Here is a 26,115-nt window from a genome sequence, read left to right as displayed (position 1 = left end):
GACGATGGCCTGCTCGTCGAGGCCTGGGCGCCTTTCGTACGGGAGCTGTCGGTGCTCGTCGCGCGCCGGCCGGGGGGCGAACACGTCGTGTACCCCGTGGCCTATACCGAGCAACGCGATCATCGTTGTCATGCCGTGGTGGTGCCGGCGGGCATTTCGCCCGAGGTCGCCGGCGCGGCGCAGCGGATCGGTCTGGCGGCCGTCGAGGCCTTCGGCAGCGTCGGCATCACCGCGGTGGAACTCTTCGAGCTGGCGGACGGCACGATCCTGATCAACGAGATGGCGCCGCGTCCGCATAACACCGGGCATTACTCCATCGAAGGCAGCCAGACCTCCCAGTTCGAAAATCATCTGCGCGGGATACTGGACTGGCCGCTAGGCGATCCGTCGCTGCGGGCTCCCTGTGCCGTGATGGTGAATGTGCTCGGGCATCGCAGCGGGCCGGCGTCCACCGACGGGCTGCGCGACGCCCTCCGCATCGATGGCGCGGCCATCCATATTTATGGCAAGGCGGACGTAAAACCGCGCCGCAAGATGGGCCACGTGACGACCACCGGGGATTCCCCGGACGAAACACGCGCGCGCGCGGAGCGTGCCGCGTCCCTGATCATGCTGTAGGAGAGCAACCGATGTCTACCGACCTGTCCCCTCTCGTGGGTATTGCCATGGGCAGCGAATCGGACCTGCCCGTCATGGAGGCGGCCGCCGAGGCGCTCGCGGAATTCGGCGTTCCGTTCGAAATGCGCGTCCTATCCGCGCATCGCACGCCGGCGGCGATGACCGCCTATGCGCGGACTGCCCATGAGCGCGGCATCAAGGTCATCATTGCCGGCGCCGGCGGCGCCGCGCACCTACCGGGGATGATCGCCGCATCGACCCCCCTGCCCGTCATCGGTGTTCCGGTGCCCACACGGCATCTTCAGGGGCTGGATTCACTGCTCTCCATCGTCCAGATGCCGGGGGGCGTTCCCGTGGCGACGGTGGCCATCGGCGGCGCAAAAAACGCCGGCCTGCTCGCCGTGCAAATCCTTGCCACCGGCGACCCGGGGCTTTTGCAACGGGTCGTGGCCTATAAGACGCATCTCCTCGAGGTCGTCGACAAGATGGACAACGCGGTCCGCGCGCGAGGCCTCGAATTGCTCGGCGGCCGACCAGAATAACCAGGGGCGCCCGCCGATCGATACAGCGGGCGCCCCTGGCACGTTCTTCTTTCCTGTCGCGTTACGCCTCGACCCCTTCCTCTTCGTCCTCGGACACCGGCGCGTTGTCGCTATAGTCGCGCTGCACCACGAACTGCGACACGAGCGAACGCAGGTTGTTGGTCAGGCGACCGAGTTCGCTGGCCGCGCCGGCGATGTCGGTGGCGCCGCGCGCCGAGTTGGTCGACAACTCCGAGATGCTCGCGACATTGGTTGAGATCTCCGAGCTGGTCTGGGCCTGCTCTTCTGTCGCCGCGGCGATCTGGGCGACCATGCCGATGGTCTGTTCGATATTGTGCTCGATATCCTGCAGGGCCAGGCCGGCCTTGTCGGCGAGTTCGAGCCCTTCGTCGACGCGCTGGCGCCCGTCCTGCATGGCCTTTACGGCCTGGCTCGTTTCCGTCTGGATGGAACGGATCATGTCGGCGATCTGCTGGGTCGAGTCGGTCGTGCGCTCGGCCAGCTTGCGCACTTCATCGGCGACGACGGCGAAGCCCTTGCCCTGCTCGCCGGCGCGGGCGGCCTCGATGGCCGCGTTGAGAGCCAGCAGGTTGGTCTGCTCGGCGATGCCTTCAATAACGGATACAATCTCGCCGATCTGGTTGCTGGAGTCTCCGAGGCGCTCGATGATGCCCGCCGAATGCTGCACCACGCCGGCGATCTCCTGAATCTTCTTGACCGTCTGCTGCACGACGAGGCCGCTCTGCTCGGCAGCCTTGCCCGAGGCATGCGTGATTTCGGCCGTCTTCGTGGCTGTCCGGGCATTGTCGGCGATCGTCATCGACATCTCCTCCACGGCCGCGGCAATTTCCGTCACCTGCGACGACTGTTCGCGCACATCGTTCGCGATGTCATCCGTCGCCGACCGGATCGAGACGGCAGACTTCGAGGTCGATGCCACGGCGTCGCTCACGTTCCGGATCATCGAACGCACGTTGGACACGGCGCGGTTGAAGCCCTGGAAGAGCTTCCCGATTTCATCGTTCGACGTCACCTGGAGCTCGACGGTAAGATCACCCTGCGCAAAACGCTCGATCGCATCCAGCATCTCCTCGACGCTGCCGGCGAGGTGCCGGCGCGAACGCTCGGCCTGCGATTTGGCTTGCTCCGCCGTGACGATGGCTTTTTCAGCTTTTTCCTTTTCGCCCTGCAATTCCGTTGTGGCGGTGCGAATATTGGCCACCATGGTATTAAACGCATCGCCCAGCTGTCCGAGTTCATCCGAGCGCTGCAGGGTGACATTCACCGAGGAGTCGCCCGATGCCATGCGCATTGCCGCATCCCGCAAGGTGTTGATGGGCCGTGTAAGCGACCGCGTAAACACGAGCGCCCCGAGCACGATAAGTACCATAATTACCAGTGCGGACAGGCCGATGAGGCGAGCCAGTCGCTGCGTGGGGGCGAGCGCCTCGGCTTCGGCAATTTCCGAGAGCAGCGCCCAGTCGACATCGGCGATCCGCAGTTGCTTGTAGGCGCTGAATACCCGGTTGCCGCGGTAGCCGGTGATCGCCTGCGCATTGCTGTCACCCGCGAGCGCACCGCGCACGCCCTCGGTGTCGATCTCCTGGAAAAGAATCGAGGTCTGATGCGCGGTAATGTGCGCGATCGCATCGGGATCGTATCCCTGGGCCCGCAGGTCCGCATAATACGCTTCCGTATCGTCGACGAGGCCGCGTGCGATGCTGCGCATCCGCAGGTCGCTCCCTACGAGGTAGGATTCGCCCGAGACGCCGAGACCGTCGGCCACCCAGCTTTCGCGTCCCGTCATGACCTGGTTGATGCGGTCGATCGGCATCTGAAAGATCAGCACGCCGATGCGTTCGTCGCCGTCGAAGATCGGTGAAGCGATAAACGAAGCCGGCGCCATGTAGGACGGGTCGTACTGCTCGAAATCGACCAGCTTGACAAAATCCTTGTCCTCGGCATTCCGCGCCTCGTTAAACACACGGGCCAGGTTGGTGTCCTTGTAGGGCCCCTCCAGCAAACTGGTCGCGTAATCGACCTCCTTGAACACCGAATACACGATGCTCCCGGTGCGGTCGTCGACCAGGAAAATGTCATAATATCCGAAGCGTTTCAGGTAATTGCGGATGATCGGATGGTAGATGCCGTGCAGCCGGCTGTACTCCGACCCGTCGTCCGCTTTGTTCAGTGCGTCTTTTTCGCCCAGGGGATTCGGATTCTCCGCGATATACTGGTCTTGCCAGTAGAGCGTCGTCTCGGATGTCGGCCAGAACTCCTCGATTTCATGATGATGGCTGGCCACCGCATCGAGACGCGGGATGAATTCGTTCAGATAATAGCCTTCGACATTATCCGACCACCGCTGCCGGATGGGGCTTGCGAGCGAGTCCGGCGTGTAGAAGGCCGTCCGGAAGCCGCGCATGGCGTCGATCATCATGCGATCTTCCGAGAGCGTCGCGACCTGATTGCGGATCTGCTCGAAATAGTTTTCGATCTGCCGTGCCTTGGTTTCCCGTACGGCGGTCAACTGATTGAACGATGCCTTCTCAAGCGAGCTCTTGCCAGAGTTGTAGCTCAAAACCCCTACGATGACGATGGCCGCAAGACCACTCAGCGTGAGTGCACCAAGCAGTTTAGAACGTATGCTCATGGAAAAACCAGTCAATGCCAGACGCGTGGCGCTTTTGATCCAAGATTTTTTACAGACGGCGCCGCCGGGATCCACGCAAAAGGACTCAGGCGCACCTACCGCCTGTAATCGACACCATTATGCGTTCTATTAACTTCTTCTTAAACACGCGATCACAGCGACACAGGGGTACGGGATACACGATGCAGGCAGATTGCCGAAAAACGGTGTCTTCGATAGAGAACAAAAAAAGCGGGAAGCCGGCATGGCCGGCTCCCCGCATAGAGCAGATCAAGGTGTTAGCGTCGGTTCTGTCGTCCGATCAGTCCTGCAAACCAAAGTGTGCCTTTACCGCCTCATAGTTATTCAGGTCGAGGTTGGCGGCGTGCACGTAGCCCAGGTCGTCGAGCACGACCACCTTGATCAGGCGATCGGGCTGGGCTTCGAGCGGAGCGGCCGGGGTGGAAGCCTCATAGAAGACCTCGACCATGCCATCGTCGAAGCCAAAACCGAGCGTGATGGTGTAGTCGACGGCGGGCAGGTCGGGCGACTCGTCCGCGATGGTGAACGGCATGGCGGTCCAGGTCCCCTGCTCCCGGAAGTAGGCGATCACCGCGCCGTGGTCGACGACGGCCGGCGTAATACCGCGTACGGTATACTGCGCGGAAGCGACATCGCCGTTGATCACGGCGTCGTCCATGGAGAAGACGAATTCGGCCGTGCGGATTTCGGTGCCCGCGGGGTCATTCGATTCGATGAAGCAGCCGGCGAACAGCGTGCTGAGAATCAGGGCGGTCGTTACGAACAGGTGCGATTTCATAGCAATCCTCGCTTCAATGGGTCATACAACAAAAAAGTCGCTTCCGATGCCTTTCAGGCGTTTCCGTGTCTATGGAGCACCTTTACAAAGCACAGGCCGGGCGTCTGTGCCAGTGGATTCTTTCCGTGCCTGTGCGCCGTCCCGGCCGGCGTGATCCTCGATTTGATGCGTTTTGAGCCGTTTTACGTCAAAATTTCCCCGGCACGGTATCGAGAGCCGGCGCGTTGGTGCGCGTTCGGCCTGTAGCTTTTAATGGACAATCCAGCATTCCAATGCCCAGCGGGCGCATCGCCTGGAAGCAGCCGTGTAGGGGAAAGCGCGGGCAGCAAAATGCGCGGTTTCACCGTTGAAAAAATGACGGCGAGCGGCATATACTTCCGCATCCTGAGTGGTCGAGACCGAGAACGCACTTCTTGCCAGACGCTTTCCCCGGCATTGTCTCGACCGCTGGCCCCGGGCGCCGTATCGCCCTGGCCGTTCTCGTCCTGTGCGAGAAGCACGGCGTATCGGTAAGGGCAAATCCCGGCTCAACGGGACGCCGCCGATGCACTTGACGCTCTTCCAAGCTCCTGTCGGGATATAATCATCATAAATTCAACGATAAAAGGATATAATCCGGCTAAGGATTCGACACACGGGAATAAAATTCCGTATTTTGTGCGACTGCGCTAATAGCCGAATTTGAGCTTTCGAAGAGGGTCTGGCCGCGCTAGATCCTTTCTCATAGATTGATTTAAGACGTCATGCTGGATACACCCCAGACGATTAAGCATCGTTACGCCCCGAGCCTTACTTCCGACCGGTATCACACGCTCCTGCAGATGAGCGACGAGGACCTGATGGAGCAGTTCCAGATGGGGACGGTCGAGGCCTTCAACATCCTGGTCGACAAATACAGCGAGCGACTCACCCACTATCTTTACGGATTCCTGGGTGATTCGAAGCGCTGCGAGGACCTGCTGCAGGAAACGTTCCTCCGTGTCTACCGGAACCGGCATTCGTATCAGCGGATCGCCAAGTTCTCGACCTGGCTGTACACCATCGCCGGCAACCTCGCGCGCTCGGAATACCGCAAGCGCAAGCGCCGCCGCATGTACTCGCTGCAGTCGGTCAACCGGGACAACGAGGAATACGAACTCCAGCTGCCGGACGACTCCTTCCGCCCCGACAACCACGCCGAGAGCACCATCCAGGACAAATACATCCAGGATGCGCTCAACGAGATCCCGGAATCCTTCCGTGAAGTGGTCGTGCTCCGCGACGTCCAGCAGCTGGCCTACGAAGAGATCGCCGAGATCACCGGCCTGCCGATGGGTACCGTCAAGAGCCGCATCAACCGGGGCCGCTCCAAGCTCCAGGTGCTGCTGAAAGACGTGTACACCACCGAGGAAGTGTAGTACTGCTTTGCCGCTTGCCCAAGAGCCCCGGCCTGCCCCTGCAGCGTCGGGGCTTTTTTTGTCGCTCTACCCGGAAGCCTCCATGCCCGCCCCGCACGCGCCTCGCCAGATCATCCTCAACGCGACCGAGCAGACCCTCCAGATCACCTGGCTCGACGGCCACACCAGCGCCTACCCGCTGGACGGACTCCGGCGCGCCTGTCCGTGCGCCTCCTGTATGGGTGGGCACGAAGCGATGGGGCAGGTGCCGGAACGGGAAATCTTTCTCCTTCCCTCGCTCATGCGCTGGGACAACGTCCGCCTCGAACCCGTGGGTGGGTATGGGCTCCGCATCGTCTGGGACGATGGCCACGACGCCGGCATCCACACCTGGGAACGGCTGCGCAGCCTGTGCCCGTGCGAGGCCTGCGCGGCTACGTACGGGCAGCGCTAGAAGTCGACCAGCTTCGCGCGGACGACGTAGTCCAGCCCGGGAAAGGCCCGATCGAGAAAGGCGCGCCCCGCCACATTGATTGAATCCTGCCGCATCGCCGGCGCGTTGCCGTAGTCCGCATTAAACATCGCGACCACCTCATCCATCCCCGAAACCACGCGTCCGAACGGCGGATAGCCCCTCACGCCTCCGTTCACCAGATTGTCCAGCATCGCATTGTCGGACAGATTGATGAAGACCTGCGTCGTTCGGGTATTCGGGCCGCCTCGCGCAAAAGAAATGGTGCCGCGGGCATTGTGTGCCAGCACGGGCTCGTCGATCAATCCGCGCGGGCGCCATGCGCGGTTCGTCTCAGCGTCGTTGCTGATGCCGAACTGGACGACATAGCCGGCCACCACGCGGAAGAGCGACACGCCGTCGTAGAAGCCGAGGCGCACCAGGTGGTAAAACCGATCAGCGGCGTAGGGGCTCCACGCCCGGTACACCACCACATCGAAGGGGCCTTTGCTGGTCTCGAACGCTACCTTGAAGCTGTCGGGCGCGGCTTCCGCGATGCGGTCGTCGGGCAAGCCCTGGCCGGCTACCGGGCCGGCGAACGCACACAGCACCAGAAGGGCGCAAATAAAACGCATGGATGGAACGGACGGCTTCAAGCGCCGAGTTTGGTTTCCGATACAGGCTGCTGACGCGTCATCGCCGACACGACGCCAAATACGACCACGTTGGCGAGCAATCCCCAGGCGCCGATATCCAGAATCGTGCGGAACTGGGTGAGGGCGTCGCTCCCGCCGCCAAGGATCGACGGCCATAACGGACTGAGCAAAAAAACGATCCCGAGGCCGACGACGATCCCCGCCACGGCGCCCTGTCTCGTACCCCGTTTTATGAAGAGCATATCGAACGCCATGGGCAGCAACTGACTGGAGAACGCGATGGCGAGGAGCCCCAGCTGGGCGATCATGCCCACCAGATTGACGGTGGCGCTGGTACGGCTTACGATCACGATCAGCAGCGCCAGCCCGGTGGCAAAAAAGATGATCAGGCGACCCACCCAGGTGCGCCGCGCCTCCGAGGCCGTGGGGTCGATAAACCGGTCGTAGATATCGCGCGTGATGATGGCGCTGAGGGCGTGCAGGTTACTGTCCGCCGTACTCATCGCCGCGGCCATGATGGCGACCATGATGATCGCCGCCAGCGCGCTGCCGGCGACGCCCAGGAGTTGCGGCAGATGGTTCTTGATCAGCACCACGAGGATCTGATCGAACTGTCCGGGCGCCGTACCGACCGCCGGATTCGGGAGGACTACCGGCCCGCCGGTCTGGATCGGGTAGAGCACCTGTCCGCCGAGACCGACCAGCATGATGCCGAACAGGAAGCACATCGTGAGGACGACGGTAAAGATCACGGCGCTTCGCCGCAGCGTGCTCGTGGAGCTGGCCGAATAATAGCGCATCCACTGCGCCGGCTGCACCATCGACCCCATCGAGGCAAAGAAACACACGGTAAAGAGCATCTCGGGGGTCCAGTACCCCGTCGTGCCCGGCACCGAGAGCGAGGTGGCCGGCAGTTCGGCGACGCTCTGGAAGAAGCCCGACACGCCGCCGAGCACCGCGACGGTGGCCGCGCCGGCGACCAGCATGCCGAACACGAGCAATCCGCCCTGGATCACGTCCGTCCACGCCACGCTGCGCATGCCGCCGATCATGATGTAGAGCATCGTGATCAGCGAGAGCAGGATCGCGCCGACGACAAAGCTGTTGTCCCCGGGAAACAGCTGCTCGGCCAGGATACCGCCGGCCTGGATCTGCATGACCACATACGGCACCGCATACAGAAAGCCCGTGACCGCAACCAGCAGCCGCAGGGCGACCGGGCTCTCGTAATAGTCGCACAGCATATCCGCCGGCGTCACAAAGCCCCGGGCCTTCCCGATCCGGTGGATCTTGCTGCCCAGCACATAGATCATCGCCCCGCTCAGGGGTACGTTCAGGGCAAACAGCGCGAAGACGACGCCATCGCGATAGACCATGCCCGGCGCACCCAGCAAAGCAAACGAACTGAAGAAGGTCGCCATGATGGTCAAAGACGATACGAGCCAGCCCTGACCGCGGCCGGCGAGGTAATAGTCTTCTTCGCCGACCTGGCTCCGCTTGTAGCCCACGAAGCCGATGCCCAGCAGCAGCAGCAGATAGCCGGCGAGCACGAAGTAGGCCATCTGGCCCAGATCCGACATGACCTGATTTTCCATCGATCAGCCCTCCGCCTCAACGGCGTCGTCGTGGCGCCACAGTGAGAAATACGCGATCATCACGATGGCGACCTGCACGGCAAACCAGAAAAGCCCCCAGGCATACACGATGGGAATGCCGCCCACGATGTACGTGGCGTTCGGGTCGTTGATATCCGGATTGATGAGGCGCAGGCCCGGACCGGGGCCCATCAGCATGGCAAACACCATGGCCACGGTGAGGATCAATCCGAGCCGTTTCCTTTTTTCGGCGCCGGCTTGTTGTTGCGGCATGTCTTATTCCGTTCGGTTGAGCGAAGCGCTGTTCCAGGCTTCGAGCGGTGTGTACGGGGCGGGATCGAAGACGGGGCGGTACCCAAAGGGCGCGGACATCACGCTTTCGGTATAGATACGCCCTTCCTGGATGCGCAGCGTGGGGAATCCATCCTCATGCCGCGCGTACAGCGTCGAGTGGTGGGTTAATACGTCGTCCCAGACCTCCGGCGGATACATGCTCAGGCCTGTAAAGTAGTGGTGACCGTTGCGCTCCACGTGCCGGATGCCGAGGGTGCATGATACGGCCATATCCTGCAGCATCGCAATCGGGCCGACGCTGGCAAGATCCTCGCCGGTGAGCAGGAAGGGGTGATCCGGGTCGTTTTTACGCAGGCGGGCGAGCAGGCACGCGTTCGCGATCCCCTTGATGACGCCCTTGCAGTTCTTGTGGCTGGTGCCGGCGTAGCCGGCGTCGAGGGCGCGGCTGAGGCTGGTCAACTCGCCGTCCGACTCGTCCATGACGATCGGCAGCGACTCCAGGCCCGAGGGCAGCGCCATGGACAGATCCTGGAACGCGACATCCCGGTGCAGCGGCTGTTCGAGATAGAGGACGTGGTCGAAGAGGGCCTGCACATGCATGTCCTGCAGGAGCGTCGCGAAATAGTCCCGCATGTCGAGCGTCGTGCGGAAGCGCTCGTTGGCGTCGAGTGAGAGGTGGAACGTGCCGTCGACCGTGCGGCTGAGCACGTCCCACAGGGCGCCGAGCCGGGCGATGTCCTGCTTGACGTCGCCGGCGAGCTTCACCTTGAAATACCGCAGCCGGTAGGTCTCGATGGCGGCCTCGAGCGACTGCGGCAGGCCGTCCGTCACGCAGGTCTCCGGTTTGATTTCCCGCTCGCGAATGGGGTCGGCGATGCCCACGGTGTGGCGGATGTACTGGTGCGGCATCGCCTCGAAGGGGAGCAGATCGGCGGGCTCCAGGCCGGACAGCCAGGTGTGGATGCTCCCGAGGTCGATATCGAAGGCGTTTTCGTAGAGCGCGCGCGCAAACGGGAGGTCGAGCAGCCGGCAAAACGCATCGATCACGCCGCGCTCGATCATGCTGATCCCGAACGACTTCAGCAGGGACGGCGCATCGGAGGCTGCCTGCATCCCCATGTAAAGCCGCATCCACAGGGCAAAAACCGACGAGAACCGTTGCCCCTCGATCAGCCGGCTCGCGAGCCGAATCGACTCGATCATCCGCTTGATCTCGGTATCGTAGGTCAATCCGGGCGTTTTTTCGAACCATCCCGGCGGCAGCCCCTCCGAGGTGACGCCGAGCTGGCGGTAGCCATCGACCTCCAGATCCACCTGCAAAAAGAGATGCGGCACGACCGTCAGCGTCGATTGGCCATACTGAAACGGCATGCGGGTGTGCATGTTGAGGATGAAACCCCGGATATCGCGAACGGAAAGCTGCACGAAACGGCCGACCAGGAGAATGATGGGAACGGGCTGTCAAAGATCCGCCCGCGGGGGCAGATAATCAACCGGCAAGGAGCCTGTGGGGGTGTGGGAGTAATTCGTGCTCGTACTCGAGATAGATCGATCGAATACGAGTACGAACCGGATGGGCGATCATGCCATCGTCCAGGCATCCGCAAACGACGCGTGTTGCCGCTAGTGGATCACCCTCAGCATGCTGGTCTTCCGCTGGCCAGCATGTTCGATCCAAACGAGGTAGATGCCGGCGGACAGCGGGCTTACGTCGATGGGCATCCGGTGCGAGCCGGCCGGCAGCCAGGCATCGAGCGGTGTTGCGACGTGCCGGCCGAGGAGATCGTAGAGGAGAACGCGCACCGGACCGGACTCGGATACGTCCAGCCCCACCGTAAAACGGCTATCTGCGGGATTCGGAAAGAGGCTGAACCTATCGCCTGGCGCGGGATCGACCTCCTCCGTCCCTACCGGCGCCACGATGCCGACCGCGTGCCAGCGTTCGCCGTCCCATCGGGCGAGTTGCGAGACCGGGACGCCGCCGGCCTCGGTGAAAAAGCCGGCCGCGTAGAGCGAACCGTCCGGTCCCACCCGGAGCACGTCGACTCTCGAATTTAGTCCACCCCCCAGCGGCTCCCAGGACTGACCGTCCCACCGGGCGATGTTGTTCGCCGGAATCCCCCCAGCGGATTCAAAATCACCGGCGGCATAAACGTATTCGGCATCGGCAGCCAACGCGGATACCCCCGATCCGAACAGAATCTCTCCATCGATACCCGCGCCAAGCGGCTCCCAGGCCGTTCCATCCCATCGTGCGATCCGATTGATTTCCTTTCCATCGATATCGGTAAAACCGCCACCCGCGTACAATGACCCTTCAGGCCCGAAGACGAGCACATAGACGCTCTCCGGACCTGTCGCAAGACCCTCCCAGGCACTACCGGTCCACTTCGCCAGGCCGCCCGTCTCCAGCGTCCCCACGCGATCAAAGAGTCCGGCGATGTACACGTTCTGGCTATCGGTCAGCACGCCAAGTACCGCGTCCATAGCATCGTCCACGATGATGGTCCCCTCGATACGCGCCCCAATGGTTTCCCACTGCGCGTCGCGCCACCGCGCCAGGCTGTTCGCCTCAAAAAAGGTGTCGACCTCGGTAAAATTGCCAGCCACGATCAGGCCCCCGTTGGGATCGGCTTCGATTGCGTAGATGGTTGGGCTTCCACAGCATCGGTGCCGAAACGTCCCAAACGGTTCGAAGCCTTCCGGAGTCCACCGGGCCACCTGTTCATGGTTCGCATGCGGGTCGAGATTTTCGCCCCCGACGTACAGGGTATCCCCTACGAAACGCATGGCGCCGACGTCCATGGTTCCATCCCCAAGCGGCTCCCAGGCGGCGCCATCCCAGCGGACGAGTCCAACAGCAGGCATGCCGGCGACTTCGCTGAAGAAACCACCGACATAGAGTCGCCCTTCCGCGTCGAATTCGAGCGCCGTGATCACGCTATTGAATTGCGGCGGGCCGCCCTGCGCAATAACAGTGCTCACTTGAAAAATAAGCAGGGTGGCCAGGAAGGTGGTTTTCATGGATTCGTAGAAAGACGAACGCGTTCAGGACAGATACTTCGCCAGGCTCAGCTGACGTGGTGGGCGCTCCTAACAGTACGACGCAGCGCCCTATCCGGCAAGGCGGTTCAGGATCTCCGACAGCCGTTCGACGCCGCGCCGCAGTGCTGCCGGCGAGACGGCCGCGAAACCCAACTGCAGCCCCTCACGCCCCAGTGGGCGCAGGCAGGCACCGGAAACCGGGTACACGTCGATCCCGGCCGCTCGCGCCGCGTCCGCCACGGCCCGCGCATCAAGACCATCGCCCAGCCAACCGACCGTCTGCAGCCCCGCCTCGACGCGGACGACCTCCAGCCGGCCGGCGAGCATCCGCTCCGCAGCCTCGGCCAGCGCGCCGAGCCGTTCGGCATAGACCCCGCGCATCCGGCGGACGTGCCGACTGAAATGGCCTTCCGTCATAAAATCGCACAACACCGTCTGATCGAGGATGGACGCATGCCGCTGCGTCAGTGAGCGCGCCGCCGCAACCGGGTCGACCAGCGCGGCCGGCAGGGCGAGGTACCCCAGCCGCAAGCCGGGGAACAGCACCTTGCTAAAGCTGCCGGCATAAATCACGGTGCCGTGCCGATCCAGCCCCTGGAGCGCCGGCAGCGGCCGGCCGGCGTAGCGGTATTCGCTGTCGTAGTCGTCTTCGATAAGCCATGTGTCGGTCGCACGGGCCCACTCGAGCAGGGCGAGCCGGCGGGCGAGGCTCATGCTCATGCCCAGCGGGGCCTGGTGGCCGGGCGTCAGGTAGACCATGCGCACGTCCGGAGCGCCGGCCGGGACGGTCATCCCGTCGGCATCGACCGGGATCGGGACCATCGCCACGTGCTGCGCCTCGAACACCCGCCGCGCGCCCACGTACCCCGGATTTTCAAGCCCCACCCGCCCGCCCGGGTCGACGAGCAGGCGCGTCAGCAGATCCAGCGCTTCCTGGACGCCGGACAGGATGGCGATGCGCTCGGGCTCCGCCTCGACGCCCCGGGAGGTGTGCAGGTATTCGGCTACGGCTTCGCGGAGCGGCAGATACCCCAGCGGCGCACAGCCTTCGAGCAGCGCATGCGGCATCTGGCGCAGGCGGCGGTTCGCGACCCGCGCCCAGCGCTTCATCGGAAAGAGATCGATCGCCGGCAGGTTGGTCCGGAAGGCGCGCGGCGAATGGGGCTCGACGGGAGGAATCAGCACGACGCGCCGGCTGAACGCGGCATTGCCCGGGGTGGCCGTTGCCGGCGTTGCCTTACCCAAAGGTCGTTCCTCCACCTGCAGCAGCGCGTCCGGCAGCGTTCGGGAAACATAGGTGCCCGCGCCGACGCGCCCTTCGAGATACCCCTCGGCCTGAAGCAGCTCGAACGCCGTGACGACGGTCCCGCGCGACAGACCGTACGTCCGCGCAAGCTCGCGCGAGGCGGGCAGCCGCACGCCCGGCCGCAGCCGGCCGCCCAGGATGGCGCCCCGGAGCGCGTCGCAGAGCCATCGATAGGCCGGCTCGTCGGGCGAGCGCGGCGTCAGCACAAGATCGGGGGTCGCGGTTGAAGGCATAATTGGTCCAGTGTATCCATCCATTATTGGTCTTCTATACAGACCAATTCCTTCCTACGTTTGGACCGTTCACGCGTTCTGCCAACGGCCGAACTCACCGATGGCACCTCGCCTCGACCACGCACACCACGCCGCCAGCCAGACGGAATTCATGATGCTCGATAGGATGGAGATAACCGACCGCCTTGACGCCTTCGCCCGCGCCGGACGGGCGCTCGAGGCCGATGCGTCCACCCGCGACGCGCTCTGGGCGATGACGCACGCGGTAGCCCGCCGCTATGTGGAAGACGTCGACACCCTGCCGGCGTTCACCACGCATACCGGTCGCGAGCCGGTTCCACCGATAGGCCCCGGCGCGATGTCCATCCACGCCGTCCGGCGCTATCTGGAGGGGGAGATCTTCCACGGCGGGGCTTCCCCGTCGGCGCCGGGCCATTTCGCGTACCTGACCGGCGGCGGACTCTTCCATGCCGCCCTGGGCGATTACCTGGCCGCGGCGACAAACGCTTATTCCGGGATGGCGCAGACGGGGCCGGGGCTGGTGCAGCTCGAAAACGCGATGGTCCGGTGGACGGCCGATCTGGTCGGCTACCCGGACACCGCCGGCGGCTACTTGGCCTCGGGAGGAAGCCTCGCCATACTGAGCGCGATCGCCGCGGCCCGGGAGGCGCACGGCTTGCGCGCCGCGGACTACCACCGCGCCGTCGTCTACCTCACCGAGCAGACCAATCCGGTGATGGACAAGGCGCTTCGGGTCGCCGGCATGGCCGAGGCGATCATCCGCCGCGTGGCGATGGACGAGCGGCACCGCATGCGGCCTGATGCCCTTTCACAGGCGATCCAGGCCGACCGCGAGGCCGGTCTGCTTCCGTGGATGGTCGCCCCTACCGCCGGCACCACCGACACCGGCGCGATCGACCCGATCGCCCCCCTCTCCGATATCGCCCGCGAGGCAGGCTGCTGGCTGCATGTCGACGCGGCGTATGGCGGCTTCTTTCTGTTGACGGATGAAGGCCGGCGTCGGATGTCCGGCATCGAGCGGTCGGACTCGGTCATCCTCAATCCGCATAAAAGCCTCTTCCTCCCCTGGGGTCTCGGCATTCTGCTGGTTCGGGAGACGCGGTTTCTGCTGCCGCCCCACGATCTGACGGGGGCGTGCCTCCAGGATGCCGCAAACCAGGCGTCGCTCTCGCCGGGAGAGCTGTCGCCGGAGCTGAGCCGACCGTTCCGGGCGCTGCGGATGTGGCTACCGCTCGCCTTGCTCGGCACGGATCCGTTTCGGGCCGCTCTGGAAGAGAAGCTGCTGCTGGCCCGGTATTTCCACCAACGGATCGCCGAAGCCGGCTTCGAAGTGGGTCCTGCGCCGGATCTTTCGGTCGTCGCGTTTCGCCGGGCGCCGGCTGGGGCGTCGGCGGAAGAAGCGGACCGGCTCAATGAGGCCATCGTGGACCGGCTACAACGGGATGGCCGCGTCTTTCTGTCTTCGACCCGCATCGACGGCCGTTTTACGATCCGCCTCGCCGTCCTCGGCTACCGGACGCATCGCGCGCAGGTGGATCTGGCGATCCAGCTACTCCGGGATGCCGCCGATGCCCTTGAACCAGGCACGCGCGCACCCACGTCCGCAGCCAATCCCCCCTGATCGGCGAGGATGCCGGCCGGATTGATGACAGGCCCCGGGCATCCTCACGAGCCGCAATCGCCTTCGCGGAAGGTGCGCACTTCAAGCACATCCTGGAGCGAAAACTCGCGTTCGTAGGCGCCCGTGTTACCATATTGGCCGCTCGGTCCCGGTTTGCCCTGCAGGCGGACGAACACCGGCGCGTTGGCGCGGGTCGAGTCGGCGGCCCGGACGGCCAGGGTCTGGTCCACAAGCCGATCGACGGCGCTGTTGGGGCCGACGACCCACCATGTCTCCGTCTCGTCGCACGGCTGAAAGGCATTGACCTCGAACCCGACATCGTAGGTGCCCTCGTAGACATCGAGATCGCCATCGAGGACGGCACAGCCGGCGATCCACGCGGCGACAAGAATCGGAATGACGTAACGCGTGTATCGCATACAGCGGCCTCGGTTTGATGGGATGGTGCTGGCAACACGCACGGGGGTCCCGCGATGTTACAGCACGGCGTCAGGCCGCGCGTTCCAGATAATCCTGAAGCCAGAGCCGGGCCGCCTCCCAGCGCCGGCGGGCGGTGCTATAGGTCGTGTTGAGCGCAACGGCCGCTTCCTCGAGGGTCAGGCCGGCGAAAAGCCGCATTTCCACCAGCCGGGCGCGGGGTTCGTCGATCTGCTCCAGCCGCTCGACCGCCTCGTCGAGCAGCAGCACGTATTCGGGCTTCGCGACCTCCGGGACATCGATGCGCGCATCGAGCGAGAGGATCTGCACGTCGCCGCCGCGTTTTTGTGCGTTGCGGGCGCGGGCATGGTCGACGAGAATCTGGCGCATGCACCGGCCGCAGATCCCAAAAAAATGGGCGCGATTGCGGGCGGTCGCTTTGTCCTGGTGCACCAGCCGCATGTAGGCCTCGTGGAGGAGGTCGGTGGGTTGCAGCGTGTGGTCGCCGCGCTCCCGTTCGAGCGCGCGCGCGGCGGCGTTGCGCAGATACGGATAAACGAGGCTGAACAGCGCATCCCAGGCCCCCGCCTCGCCGGCTTCCGCCTGGAGCAGGAGCACGGTCACCGTCCCGGGGTCGGCCTCGTCAGAAAAAGCGGATGGAAGCGTGGGCATAGGTGCGAAATCAGGAGTCCGAACAGGTCCGGCGCAATCGGTCGATGGCGGCCTGCTCGCTGCCCGAGTCTTCGAGCGCCTCCCGATAGCGGGCAAACAGCGCTAACACGTCCGGGCACCGGCGCCGGGCCTGGAGCGCTTCGCCGAGGACGCGCAGCGTCGTGCGTTGCGCCTCAATGTCCGGCGTGTCGAGGCGATCGAACTGGTCGAGGGCGAGGGTGGCGTACGCTTCGGCGGAGTCCGGCCGGCCGGCGGCCGCATGCGCGAGCGCCAGCGAGGAGTAGGAACGGCCGATGTCGCGATTGGGTTCACGGAGCTGCGCGGTTCGCGCGGCCAGCGCCTGGCGCGACTTCGCGAGGGCCTCTCCATACCGGCCCACCTCCCGGTACGCCTCGGCGAGCTGATGCCGGCTGGTCGCGACGCGGAGATCGTTGGGCTTCGTCGCCGCGACGAGCCGCCGCTCCGCATCTTCCAGCAACGGAATGGCGCGGGCCGGGTCGCCATCGCAGCGCTGGACGGCGACGCCCAGGTTGTAGACCGTCATGGCCAGACTCGGGTGGCCGGCGCCGAGCACCTGCTCCCGAATCGAGCGCGCCTCTTCGAAGAGGCTGCGTACGTCCGTGCCGCAGCCGCCGTCGAGCAGCGCCACGCCGAGATTGCTCGCCATGGTCGCCGTGGTGGCATGGCGCCCGAGGAGCGCCCGCGACATGTCGAGCGCCTGCTCGAATTCCCGTATCGCGGCGTCCAGCGAATCCGTGAGCCGGTACGCGTTGCCGAGGGAATTGTGGATGACGATGAGATCGGTGTGCGGGGTGTCGCCGTGGATGGCCTCATAGAGGGAGCGCGCGCGGTTGAGGGCCTCGAGCGAGGACGCCAGCTCGCGGCGCATGAACAGCACGCCGCCGAGGTTGTTGAGCGCCGAAGCCAGCCCCCGCCGCAGCGCGGCCTGATCCGCATCGACCGGCGCCGCATCGAACGCCCCGATCGCGGCCCGGAAGAGCGAATCCGCATCGTCGTACCGCGCCTGGGCGAAGGCCGTGTGCCCGAGGAGGTCCAGCACGCCGCCCACCTCCACCCCGCCGGCCCCGTGCGCCTTCACGGTGAGGGCATAGGCCTCCTCCAGATGGACACGGGCCGAATCGACCACGTTGCCGATGAGTTCGACCTCCGCGAGGTGAGCGAGACTCTCGCCGAGCTCTTCGGGGCGCTCGTCCGCCCAGGCGCGCCGTAGCCTGACGGAGCGTTCGAGGAGCGGCGTCGCGTCGGCCGGACGGCCGAGGCCGCCATAGATCCCCCCCACCACATCCAGCATCTCCGCGAGCACCTCGGGCTCATCCCGCAGCGCCGGCAGCAGCCGCTCGCTGCTGCGATCCAGAATTTCGATGGCCGTCAGCGTATCGCCCTGCGCCACGTTGGGATCGGCGGGACGAAAAAGGTCCAGCGTAAAGCTGGCGACCCGCTCGGCGCGTGCGCGGGCCTGCTCCGCCTCATCCCGGGCGCGCGTGACGTTGACGGCGTAGAGCACCCCCATCGCGGCGAGGATGCCCACGACGACCGCCGCTGCGGCGATGCCGGCGCGATGCCGGCGCACGAACTTGCCGGCGCGGTACCCGACCGAATCCGGCCGCGCGAGCACGGGCCGGCCGGCCAGGTAGCGGTCGAGGTCTTCCGCCATCTCCCGGGCCGAGCGGTACCGCCGGGACGGTTCTTTCTGGAGCGCCTTGAGGACGATGGTATCCAGATCGCCTTGCAGCGTCTGGCGGAGCCGGGCCGGCGTGGCGTGACGCGGTGCGCCGGCCTCGTCGGAGACGATCGTCGACGGGCGCGCGGGTTCGGTTTCCAGGATGGCGCGGAGCCATTCGCTCCGAGAGCCTGCCTGCAGGAAGGGCCGGCGCCCCGCGAGCAGTTCATACAGCACCACGCCAAGCGCATAGACGTCGGTCGCCACCGTCACCGGCCCGCCCTCGATCTGCTCGGGGGCTGCATAATCCGGCGTCATGATGCGGGTGCCCGCCGCCGCCGAGGCGTCGTCGTCGGCGTCGAGCAGCTTGGCGATACCGAAATCCAGCAGTTTGGGCGTCCCGTCCGGCAGGACGAGCACATTGCCCGGCTTGAGGTCGCGATGGACGATCAGGCGGTCGTGCGCGTGCTGGACCGCATCGCAGATCTGGATGAACAGGGCGATACGCCGGCGTATCGAGAGCTGGTGCGCGTCGCAATAGGCGCCGAGCGGCATCCCCTCGACATACTCCATCGCGAAGTACGGCTGGTTGTCGTCCAGAAAACCGCTGTCGAAGATCGTCACGATATGCGGATGCGCGAGTTGCGAGAGGCTGCGCTGCTCCGTCGTGAAGCGCCGGCGCTCGGCCTCGGTTGCAAACCGGCCGAACCGGATGAACTTGACGGCGACCTGCCTGTCCAGCCGGTTATGACGGGCCCGGTACACCGTCCCCATCCCCCCTTCGCCCATTTTTTCGAGCAGCGTAAACGGGCCAGCCTCGGCGCCGGCGCGCGTATCCTCGGTCGCGGCATCGAAGGCGGCGAGGTCGTGCGTCCGGGCCTCGGCGTGATCCTCATCCAGCAGCCGCTCGAGGCGACGTCTCAACTCCGGCTCGTCGGCGCAGTGGGTATCCAGAAACGCCGATCGGCCTGCAGGATCCAGGTCGGACAGTGCATCCAGCAGGTCGAGCAAACGGCGGTCGTGCGAGAGGTCGCTCATAAAAAAATGCGGTCACTGATCCGGCAGGTGAACAATCGACCTGCCGTATTCCGCATCTAGGAGTGAAGGGCGGGATCGGGCGTTCGGACGGATACAATCGGACAGATTCGATCTGAGAGATTCGATCTGACAGGGCGTCATCCCGGCCCATTCGTCATCAGGCAAACTAGTATCCGGCATGCACATGAACAACCACGCGCTACCTTCGTTTCTGCGCCGTCTGCTTCCATCAGTGGTCGGCCTATCGCTCTTTCTGCTCATCGTACTGCCCCGGGCCTCTTATGCCCAGGCCGGCGACACGGCAATCCCCGACGACGACGCGACGGTCGGCGTCCAGGGCGGCCGGTTCGGTATCGGGTTCGCCTCGGCGTGGCCGGCGTACGGGCTCAGCGGCACCCTGCAGATGAGCCCTACCCTGACGGCCGAGGCCGTGCTGGGCTTTTTCGGCCCGGTCACCAACGTCGGCGGGCGGATCTGGTACCGGTTCAATCGGAACGAGAACTACGACCTCTACGGGTATGGCGGCGCGAGCATCTACCGCTACAGTACGAATCTAGGGATTCTGGGCGGCAAGGTATCCGAAAGCGTCATCGGCGCCGGCGTGGGCGCCGGCATCGAGACCGGCCTGCCCAAGCTGTTCAAGGATGAGGAATTCCCCCCCATCTTCGTGAACGCCGAACTCGGACTGGCGCTGGCCACGTTCGACTATTACGGAGGATTTTCCACAATTTCGCTCGGTCTGGGCATCCACTACCGTTTCGGGGAGAAAAAATGACGCATCGCACGCCGCCATGGCTCCCTTTCCTGCTCGTCGGCCTCGTCGCGTTCGCGGGGGGATGCGACTCGAACGATCCGGAAGCGCCGCTCGACGAGACGCCGGCCCACGCCGTCAACGGCTCGTGGATGCGCATGAAGATCGACGGGCGTGACTGGACCAACTTCACGGAGGTCACCTCGACGCTCTTCACGACCAGCGACGGCCGGGCGTTCTGGCTGAGCGTGGCCTCGGCCGGCCTCCCCAACTTTCCGGTCAGCGCAAGCGCCGTGCTGCTGACGACGACGATCGACGAGGGCTTCCTGGCCCCCGAAGACTATTCGACGCAGGTCCGTTTTGTCGAGGCCGTCGCGGGTCAGGATGACACGGTGTACATCGGAGCAGGAGCTGCCGTGCGGATCACGGTCGTCGAGAAGACGGATGCGATCGTGAAAGGCACGTTCACGGGGACGCTGACGCTCGAAGATGGCACCACGACGGTCAACGTCACCGAGGGCGCGTTTGTGGCCAACATCGACGACATCACGGTGGTGCCGTTGCCGCAGTAGGCGCAAGAAACGGGGCGCCGCCTGATCTTTTTTGCAGGTCAGGCGGCCGGCTCCCCTGCGCCCGGTTTTTACGGAACGGATTTCTGGTCGATACCCGCTGCTGACAGCGTACGCGCCGGCGTGACGGATTGCGTACTTCATTTCAGCATTCCGTTTCGTTTGCCATGCGCCGCATCGCTCTCCTCGTCGTCATTCTGGTTTCGCTGGCCGCCATGCCGGCTTCGATCCATGCCCAGTCCTATGCCCAGCAGGTCTGGGACCAGCTCCAGCGTCATTACTCGGTCGTGAGCGACCTGGGCGATTACCAGCTACGCAACTACGTGATGGGCACGATCCGCGAGGGAGAAACCGATACGTGGACGTTCACCTTCAGCAGCGACGATGAATACGTCGTTACGGCGGCCTGCGACAACGACTGCAGCGACATCGACGTGAAGGTCCTGACCGAGTCCGGCAAAGTCATCAAGGAAGACACGAGCGACGACGACCAGCCCATCGTCAAGTTCGAGCCCTCCTCGACGGATGCGTATCAGATCGAGGTGAAGATGTACAAGTGCAGTGACAACCCCTGCTACTTCGGCTTCGGCATCTTCCGCAAATAACGCTCTCCGCACCAGCCCCAGAGGGGGCGCCCCGCGCCGATTTACGTACGTCAGCCCCGCAGGGGCGTCCTTCGATGAACCCCGGACACCGTCCGGGGACGATCGTCACACCGCCGCGTGGAGCTGGATCTCGCGGGCGTCGAGTTCCATGACGGACTCGGCGGCCTGCCAGTCGTGGCAGGTGAAGAGGAAGACCTGCCGGCTCTCGGACATCTGCTTGAGGATGCCGTAGACGTTTTTCCGCCGGCCGAGGTCCCAGTTTACGAAGACCTCGTCCAGGAACACCGGGAGCCGTTCCTTGCCGTCATCGAGGTGGTCGATGATGGCGAGGCGGATCGAGAGGTAGATCTGATCGACGGTGCCCTGGCTGAGCGGGGGCCCGACGGGGATGCCCGTCTCGGCGCCTTTTTCAAACACCACGAGGCGGCCCGTGTTTTCGTCCATCCCCAGCCGGTCGTACCGCCCGTCGGTGACGCGCGCGAGGTAGTCTCCGGCGAGGCGAATAACCTCCGGCTGATGCTTCATGCGGAACTGGTGGTCCGCCTGCTTGATGAGGTTGGATAGCAGGAAGAGGCGGTCGCGCCGGCGACGCAGCTCGGCGTGGCGGAGCTGGATGTGCCGGATTTCGGACTCGATGAGCGGGACCGACTGGTCGATCCGGGCGCCCTCGATGTCTTTCTTGAGTTCGGCACGCTCGGTCGACATGTCCCGCAGCTCGTTCTCGAGCTGTTCGATGCGGGCGTCGATCCGGACGACGTCCTCGTCGGTGAACGACCAGGAGCCCTCGTTTTTCTTGACCTCCTCGATCTCGGCCTTGAGTTCGGCCCAGTCCGGGTGCTCCTGCTCCAGCGTCTCACGGTACTGTGCGAGCTGCCGGGCGGACTGCCGGCGCTCCTTCAGTTCGTGCACGCCTTCGTCCAGATCGCCTTCGCCGAGCGCGCGAAGCGGCTCTTCGATGGCGCTGAGTTTCTTGAGGGCCGTCTGGTTGCGGGATTTGAATTCCTGCTCCAGTTCGTGGGTGCGGTGGATCAGCTCGTCGTATTCGAGCAGGGCCGAGCGGAGCCCCTCCATGTCCGACACCAGCTCCAGATCCGGATTCGCCAGGCGAACGGCCGGCACAGGGATGCCGCGCAGCAGTTCGGTGATGGCGGCGCGATGCTCCTCGGCTTCGACCTCGAAGTCATCGACCACGGGCATCTCCTCGCCTTCGTCGACGCCGACATTGCGGTTGTGCACCGCCACCTCGAACGCCTTCAGGCCGGCGAACACAAACAGGCCGGCGCCCACCCACAGGATGGGGCTGTCCTTCATGATGCCGAACACGATGAACATCGCCGCCGCGATGAGCGCGATGATCCACGGAATGAGCGACTTCCCGATCGAGACGCGCACCGCCAGCATCTTGGCGTACATCTTCACCTCGCGCAGGCTCCCGAGGGCTTCCTGGCAGGCGTAGACGTGCTGGCGGAACTCGATCTCCGGGAAGGCGCGGATGGCCTCGATGATTTCCTTGTTGAGCGGCCGGGTGAGCACCTCGGACGCCACCTTCTGGACCTGGTCGCGCGCGAACCGGATGTCGCGGCGGGCATAGTCCAGCTGGGCGCGCTCGTTGTTGATCTGCTCGTTGAGCGTGTCCATGATGGCGCGCGGATCCTCAGGGATCGACTTGAACGGCGCGATGTCGCCGGCGCGCGCTTCGAGCGTATCGATCTTGTCGAGGAGGCGATGGACCGGCAGGAGCCGGCGGATCCGACGGCGTTCGGCCTTCAGGACGATCTGCTCCTCCTCGAGGTCCTCGATCTTGCGTTCGAGCGTCACCAGCTCGGTCATCTGCCGGCGGAGACGTTCCTCTTTCTGGCGGATCTGCTGGGCGCGTTTCTGGAGTTCGCGTTCGCGCGCCTCGAGGCGCGACGCCTGGGACTGGCTCTGCAATTCGCCCTGCCACAACGTGCCGGCTTCCTTCTCCAGCGCCTGCAGGACTTCGCGCGCCGGCCGGATATGTTTCATGCTCAATCCGCCCAGCAGCCGGTCCTGGATCTGCTCCCACGTCTCGCCGCTGAACTGGACGAGGTCGTACAGGCCGAGCGTGTACACCGACTCGAACACCCGGCGCGGGATGTGCGAGATGAACGGAAGCATGTTATTTCCGAGGGTGTCGCGGACCCCGTTGAGCAGGTGGCCGCGCGGCTGCTCGTCGAACGTGCGGGTGACGACGATGTCGGACCGGTCGTCCATCTTGAGCCGCATCTCGCCTTCGATGGGCGAACCGTCGCGGGGGGCATAGAGGAGCTGCTGCGGGTCGGTGCCCTCGAAGCCGTACAGCATCGACCGCATGAAGTGGAAGAACGTGCTTTTGCCGGCCTCGTTCGCGCCGTGGACCACCACGAACGGAAAATCGAGGTCGTTGAACTCCTCGTCCTTGAAATGACCGAATGCCTTGATGGAGCAGCGATTAATGCGCATGGCGATTGTCTTGCAGGAGGCGTACGACCGCTTCGCTTTCGATATCGCGGAGCAGCGACATGACGTACTGGCGCCGTTCGGCCGATTCGCCCTGGAGGCCGGCCAGCGATGCCGGCGCCAGCCCTTCCAGAGATTCCGGCGCTTCGCGCAATTGATTGATCATCCCGATGAGCTCTCCCAGCAGGTGCGGCTCGTCGCGATACGAATCGACATCGACCGACGGGGAAACCCATTCGGTCAGCATCTCGACTTCATTGACATTGAGGTACCGGGCCAGCTTCTCCTCGATCATTTCGCGCTGCGACTCGTTGCGCAGGGCGTCGGCCATCGGGCAGGGGCCTTCGAGGCGCACCTGGACGAGGCGCATGTGGATCGACTCGTCGGCGGCGATGGCCGCGTTGAACGCTTTTTCGACGCGCTGCGCCAGGGTATTAAAATCCTGCACATCCACGAGGGCGTCGATCGTGAGCTGGACCCATTCGACGCGGGAGAACGACTTGAAGGCCACCTGGATCTCACCGTCCTCGTCGAGCGACACCAGGAGTCCGCCATGCAATCCGGTTTCTTCGGCGCTCCGGCCCATCAGGCTGCCCGGGTACCAGGCATTTGGCACGTCCTTGACTTGCTGGCTGGCATTCATGTGCCCCAGTGCCCAGTACGCGTAGTTGAGGCGCTTGAGCGAGGCGGCGGCGGTCTGGGCCGTGCGGGGTTCGCTACCGGTGCCGCGGGCGCCTTCGACCGTGCCGTGCAACAGCCCGAACGTCGGAATCTCGCTTTTGGCGGCCGGGTAGGCCGAGATCAGGTTGGCGCCTTCGGATCCGGCCTCGTGGCCGGCGCCGACGAGCCGCACGATGGGCGTCCCGTCGACGTCCTGCAATTCGATCACGCGCGGTTGGTTGGCGCTGATGTAGATGAAGCTCTCCGGCCAGGCCATGGCGTAGGCCCGGGCGAGGTGGCTGCCGGGGTCGCGGTCGCCGGCGACATAGACACAGGGAATGTGCGCTTCGTCCAACCGGCGGCATTGTTCGAGCAGGAATTGCTCCGTCTCCACCGAAAGGTGCTCCGCCTCCAGCAGATCGCCTACGATGAACACGGCCAGGACGCGTTCCCGGATGGCGTAATCGACGGCGCGCTGTAACGAAGCAAGCAGTTCGCTGCGCAATTGTTCGCGCATCGAATGAGACCGGCAAATAAAACTGGCGTCGAGATGAATGTCCGCCAGATGAAGAAAGGTATGCATGGTCGTGTATCCTTCAGATCGAAGGTCCCCTCCCCGACAGGCGCTGCTCCACGATACAATCCGTCAAGGCAATCAAAATAGGCCGCCGAACACGTCTACCAACCGTGTTAAACAGGTCCCAACTACGAGAACGAAACGGAATACATCTCGGCGTCAATGCGGCGTGCTGGAATCAGAAACGCGAATGTCGTACGAAGGGAGGCCGGAGGAGATCGTAGTCAAGAGGGCAACAGAAAATACCGCTTATCATCTATGCATTCAAGCCCTTAAGGATCCCATGCGGCCGTTTGTTCGATCTATAATTATTCAGGGTTCGAGCCATCCGTCTGGACGCCTCGAACCCTGAACAACAAACATCGAACCAAAAATACGATCAGCCGGCGACCGCCAGAAGCGGCTTGATGCTTTCGGCCTTGAGCTTCGCGCGGGTATAACTCGGGTCGTAGTCGAGCGCCTCCAGGAATTTCTCATAGGCGGCGCGCAGATCGTCCGTCTCCAGGAGATCGAGGCCTTCGGAGTAGGACATCATGGCGTCGAGCGAGCGGGTTTCGCTGCGGGCCCCGACCGGCGTCTCCTCGAGAGCGACGTTGATGCCTTTCGCCACCTTCAAGCTCAGGTTCTGGGCGATATCCAGAAAGTCCTCGGCGCGGCCCTGTTCCTGTTCAGTGGCGAGGATCTCGCCGGTTTCGACGCTGACTAGGCGGGCGCTTACCATGAGGTTCTTTCCGTGTTTGATATACGAGCCGAGGAGCACGGCATGGACGCCGAGCAGTTTGCCGGCGCGCACGGCCGTCTGCTGGTCGACCCGGCCGGCTTCCTGCTGCAGATCCAGCTCATCCAGCAACCACTGGATGCGCTCGCGTTCGACAACCTTGAGCTGCGAGGCGCCGTTGAGTTGGTTGATGAGCAGCGAAGCGAAGCCTTTCGACAGCGGCTCCATGCGCTCGAAGTCGTCGATGCTGCTGTTGGTGAAGTCGATCACGGCCAGGGTGGTCATCCCGGGGCTGACGTGTTCGAGCCCGTAGCCCCTGTTGCAGGCTTTCCGCACGTCGTAGTAGACGCGCATGAGTTGGGGCGACTCGATATCCGGGTCGAGTTCGATCTGGGGCGGCTCCAGATCCATCAGGCTGGTCAGGGCCTGGCGGGCGGCCTCGTCCTCCCGGCGGGCGACATAGGCGCGGCCCAGCAGCTGGAGCGCGTCGCGCCGCAGCATGCGGCCGGCCTCGGGGTTGTAGGACAGATCGGCCAGAATCTCGATCGCCTGGTTAAAATCCGCATCCTGATACGCCGTCATCGCCAGACGCAGCTGTTTCTTGAGGAGCGTCGAATCGGTCGCAGCGGTTGCCGCCGTCTGGTTGCCGATCCTGCCTGCGGGCTGGGCGAGCAGGATGCCGGCGATGAGCAGACTGAAAGTGAGCAGAAAGAGTTCGAGCGTGCGCATGACGTTTCCGGTTTGACCTCGTGAGTCC

General features: G+C 64.2%; 22 protein-coding genes. 8 read left to right on the top strand and 14 right to left on the bottom strand.

Translation table 11 applies throughout. The features are described 5' to 3' along the window. Both R2834_17095 and purE read left to right on the top strand, forming a co-directional pair. Positions 1–618 (top strand): ATP-grasp domain-containing protein (locus R2834_17095; GenBank protein ID MEZ4702053.1); only part of this gene is annotated, 618 nt, incomplete at its 5' end. An 11-nt stretch (positions 619–629) separates the two neighbouring features. After that, positions 630–1,160 carry a 5-(carboxyamino)imidazole ribonucleotide mutase gene (gene purE, locus R2834_17090; GenBank protein ID MEZ4702052.1) on the top strand — a complete coding sequence of 177 codons (531 nt, stop codon included), beginning with the start codon at positions 630–632 and terminating at the stop codon, positions 1,158–1,160. A 61-nt stretch (positions 1,161–1,221) separates the two neighbouring features. Here purE and R2834_17085 read toward each other — a convergent pair whose 3' ends face one another. Beyond that, complete coding sequence (locus R2834_17085; GenBank protein MEZ4702051.1) at positions 1,222–3,813, bottom strand: methyl-accepting chemotaxis protein; 2,592 nt, start codon at positions 3,811–3,813, stop codon at positions 1,222–1,224. 301 nt (positions 3,814–4,114) lie between these two features. Further along, positions 4,115–4,612 carry a hypothetical protein gene (locus R2834_17080; protein ID MEZ4702050.1) on the bottom strand — a complete coding sequence of 166 codons (498 nt, stop codon included), beginning with the start codon at positions 4,610–4,612 and terminating at the stop codon, positions 4,115–4,117. 743 nt (positions 4,613–5,355) lie between these two features. Between R2834_17080 and R2834_17075 the strand changes: the two genes are divergently transcribed. Together R2834_17075 and R2834_17070 are read left to right on the top strand one after the other, a co-directional pair. Further along, on the top strand, positions 5,356–6,009 hold the full coding sequence (locus R2834_17075) for a sigma-70 family RNA polymerase sigma factor (GenBank protein ID MEZ4702049.1): 654 nt from the start codon (positions 5,356–5,358) through the stop codon (positions 6,007–6,009). 82 nt (positions 6,010–6,091) lie between these two features. Beyond that, the gene (locus R2834_17070; protein ID MEZ4702048.1) at positions 6,092–6,442 is read left to right on the top strand and encodes a DUF971 domain-containing protein; all 351 of its coding nucleotides are present in this window, start codon (positions 6,092–6,094) and stop codon (positions 6,440–6,442) included. Here R2834_17070 and R2834_17065 read toward each other — a convergent pair. From R2834_17065 to R2834_17040, 6 genes are all read right to left on the bottom strand, one after another. Next, positions 6,439–7,074 (bottom strand): peptidylprolyl isomerase, encoded by a 636-nt coding sequence (locus R2834_17065; GenBank protein ID MEZ4702047.1) that lies wholly within the window; start codon positions 7,072–7,074, stop codon positions 6,439–6,441. The genes R2834_17070 and R2834_17065 overlap by 4 nt on opposite strands. Positions 7,075–7,091: 17 nt before the next feature. Further along, on the bottom strand, positions 7,092–8,690 hold the full coding sequence (locus R2834_17060) for a sodium:solute symporter family protein (GenBank protein ID MEZ4702046.1): 1,599 nt from the start codon (positions 8,688–8,690) through the stop codon (positions 7,092–7,094). A gap of 3 nt (positions 8,691–8,693) precedes the next feature. Further along, positions 8,694–8,963 (bottom strand): hypothetical protein, encoded by a 270-nt coding sequence (locus tag R2834_17055; GenBank protein ID MEZ4702045.1) that lies wholly within the window; start codon positions 8,961–8,963, stop codon positions 8,694–8,696. 3 nt (positions 8,964–8,966) lie between these two features. Beyond that, positions 8,967–10,355, bottom strand: a complete 1,389-nt coding sequence (locus R2834_17050) for a hypothetical protein (protein ID MEZ4702044.1) — start codon at positions 10,353–10,355, stop codon at positions 8,967–8,969. A 252-nt stretch (positions 10,356–10,607) separates the two neighbouring features. Further along, positions 10,608–12,008, bottom strand: coding sequence for a T9SS type A sorting domain-containing protein (locus R2834_17045; protein MEZ4702043.1), 1,401 nt, complete (start codon positions 12,006–12,008; stop codon positions 10,608–10,610). A 90-nt stretch (positions 12,009–12,098) separates the two neighbouring features. Next, entirely contained in the window at positions 12,099–13,568 is a 1,470-nt protein-coding gene (locus R2834_17040; GenBank protein MEZ4702042.1) for a PLP-dependent aminotransferase family protein, read from the bottom strand. Positions 13,569–13,668: 100 nt separating this feature from the next. On the opposite strand from R2834_17040, the gene R2834_17035 reads away from it, so the two are divergent. Beyond that, entirely contained in the window at positions 13,669–15,210 is a 1,542-nt protein-coding gene (locus R2834_17035; GenBank protein MEZ4702041.1) for an aminotransferase class V-fold PLP-dependent enzyme, read from the top strand. Between the two features lie 44 nt (positions 15,211–15,254). Here the strand turns inward: R2834_17035 and R2834_17030 are convergent, their stop codons facing one another. The 3 genes from R2834_17030 to R2834_17020 all read right to left on the bottom strand — a co-directional run bounded on the left by R2834_17030 (position 15,255) and on the right by R2834_17020 (position 19,018). Next, the gene (locus R2834_17030) at positions 15,255–15,629 is read right to left on the bottom strand and encodes a hypothetical protein (protein MEZ4702040.1); all 375 of its coding nucleotides are present in this window, start codon (positions 15,627–15,629) and stop codon (positions 15,255–15,257) included. Between the two features lie 70 nt (positions 15,630–15,699). Beyond that, positions 15,700–16,299, bottom strand: a complete 600-nt coding sequence (locus R2834_17025) for an ECF-type sigma factor (protein MEZ4702039.1) — start codon at positions 16,297–16,299, stop codon at positions 15,700–15,702. Between the two features lie 10 nt (positions 16,300–16,309). Continuing rightward, a complete protein-coding gene (locus tag R2834_17020) occupies positions 16,310–19,018 on the bottom strand; it encodes a serine/threonine-protein kinase (protein ID MEZ4702038.1) in 2,709 nt (902 codons plus the stop codon). Between the two features lie 184 nt (positions 19,019–19,202). Between R2834_17020 and R2834_17015 the strand changes: the two genes are divergently transcribed. The 3 genes from R2834_17015 to R2834_17005 all read left to right on the top strand — a co-directional run bounded on the left by R2834_17015 (position 19,203) and on the right by R2834_17005 (position 20,943). Further along, positions 19,203–19,793, top strand: coding sequence for a hypothetical protein (locus tag R2834_17015; protein MEZ4702037.1), 591 nt, complete (start codon positions 19,203–19,205; stop codon positions 19,791–19,793). Next, on the top strand, positions 19,790–20,341 hold the full coding sequence (locus tag R2834_17010) for a hypothetical protein (protein MEZ4702036.1): 552 nt from the start codon (positions 19,790–19,792) through the stop codon (positions 20,339–20,341). The genes R2834_17015 and R2834_17010 overlap by 4 nt, the downstream gene beginning before the upstream one ends. Positions 20,342–20,505: 164 nt before the next feature. Next, entirely contained in the window at positions 20,506–20,943 is a 438-nt protein-coding gene (locus R2834_17005) for a hypothetical protein (GenBank protein ID MEZ4702035.1), read from the top strand. 105 nt (positions 20,944–21,048) lie between these two features. Here R2834_17005 and R2834_17000 read toward each other — a convergent pair whose 3' ends face one another. The 3 genes from R2834_17000 to R2834_16990 form a co-directional block, all read right to left on the bottom strand. Beyond that, positions 21,049–23,406 carry an AAA family ATPase gene (locus tag R2834_17000; protein MEZ4702034.1) on the bottom strand — a complete coding sequence of 786 codons (2,358 nt, stop codon included), beginning with the start codon at positions 23,404–23,406 and terminating at the stop codon, positions 21,049–21,051. Then, entirely contained in the window at positions 23,396–24,646 is a 1,251-nt protein-coding gene (locus R2834_16995; protein MEZ4702033.1) for a DNA repair exonuclease, read from the bottom strand. Before R2834_16995 ends, R2834_17000 begins: the two co-directional genes overlap by 11 nt. Before the next feature lie 373 nt (positions 24,647–25,019). Then, on the bottom strand, positions 25,020–26,087 hold the full coding sequence (locus R2834_16990) for a FlgO family outer membrane protein (protein ID MEZ4702032.1): 1,068 nt from the start codon (positions 26,085–26,087) through the stop codon (positions 25,020–25,022). Positions 26,088–26,115: the final 28 nt, after the last annotated feature.

It is taken from the genome of Rhodothermales bacterium (assembly GCA_041391505.1).
Lineage (GTDB): Bacteria > Bacteroidota > Rhodothermia > Rhodothermales > JAHQVL01 > JAWKNW01.
This window is presented reverse-complemented; position numbering and strand designations above follow the sequence as displayed.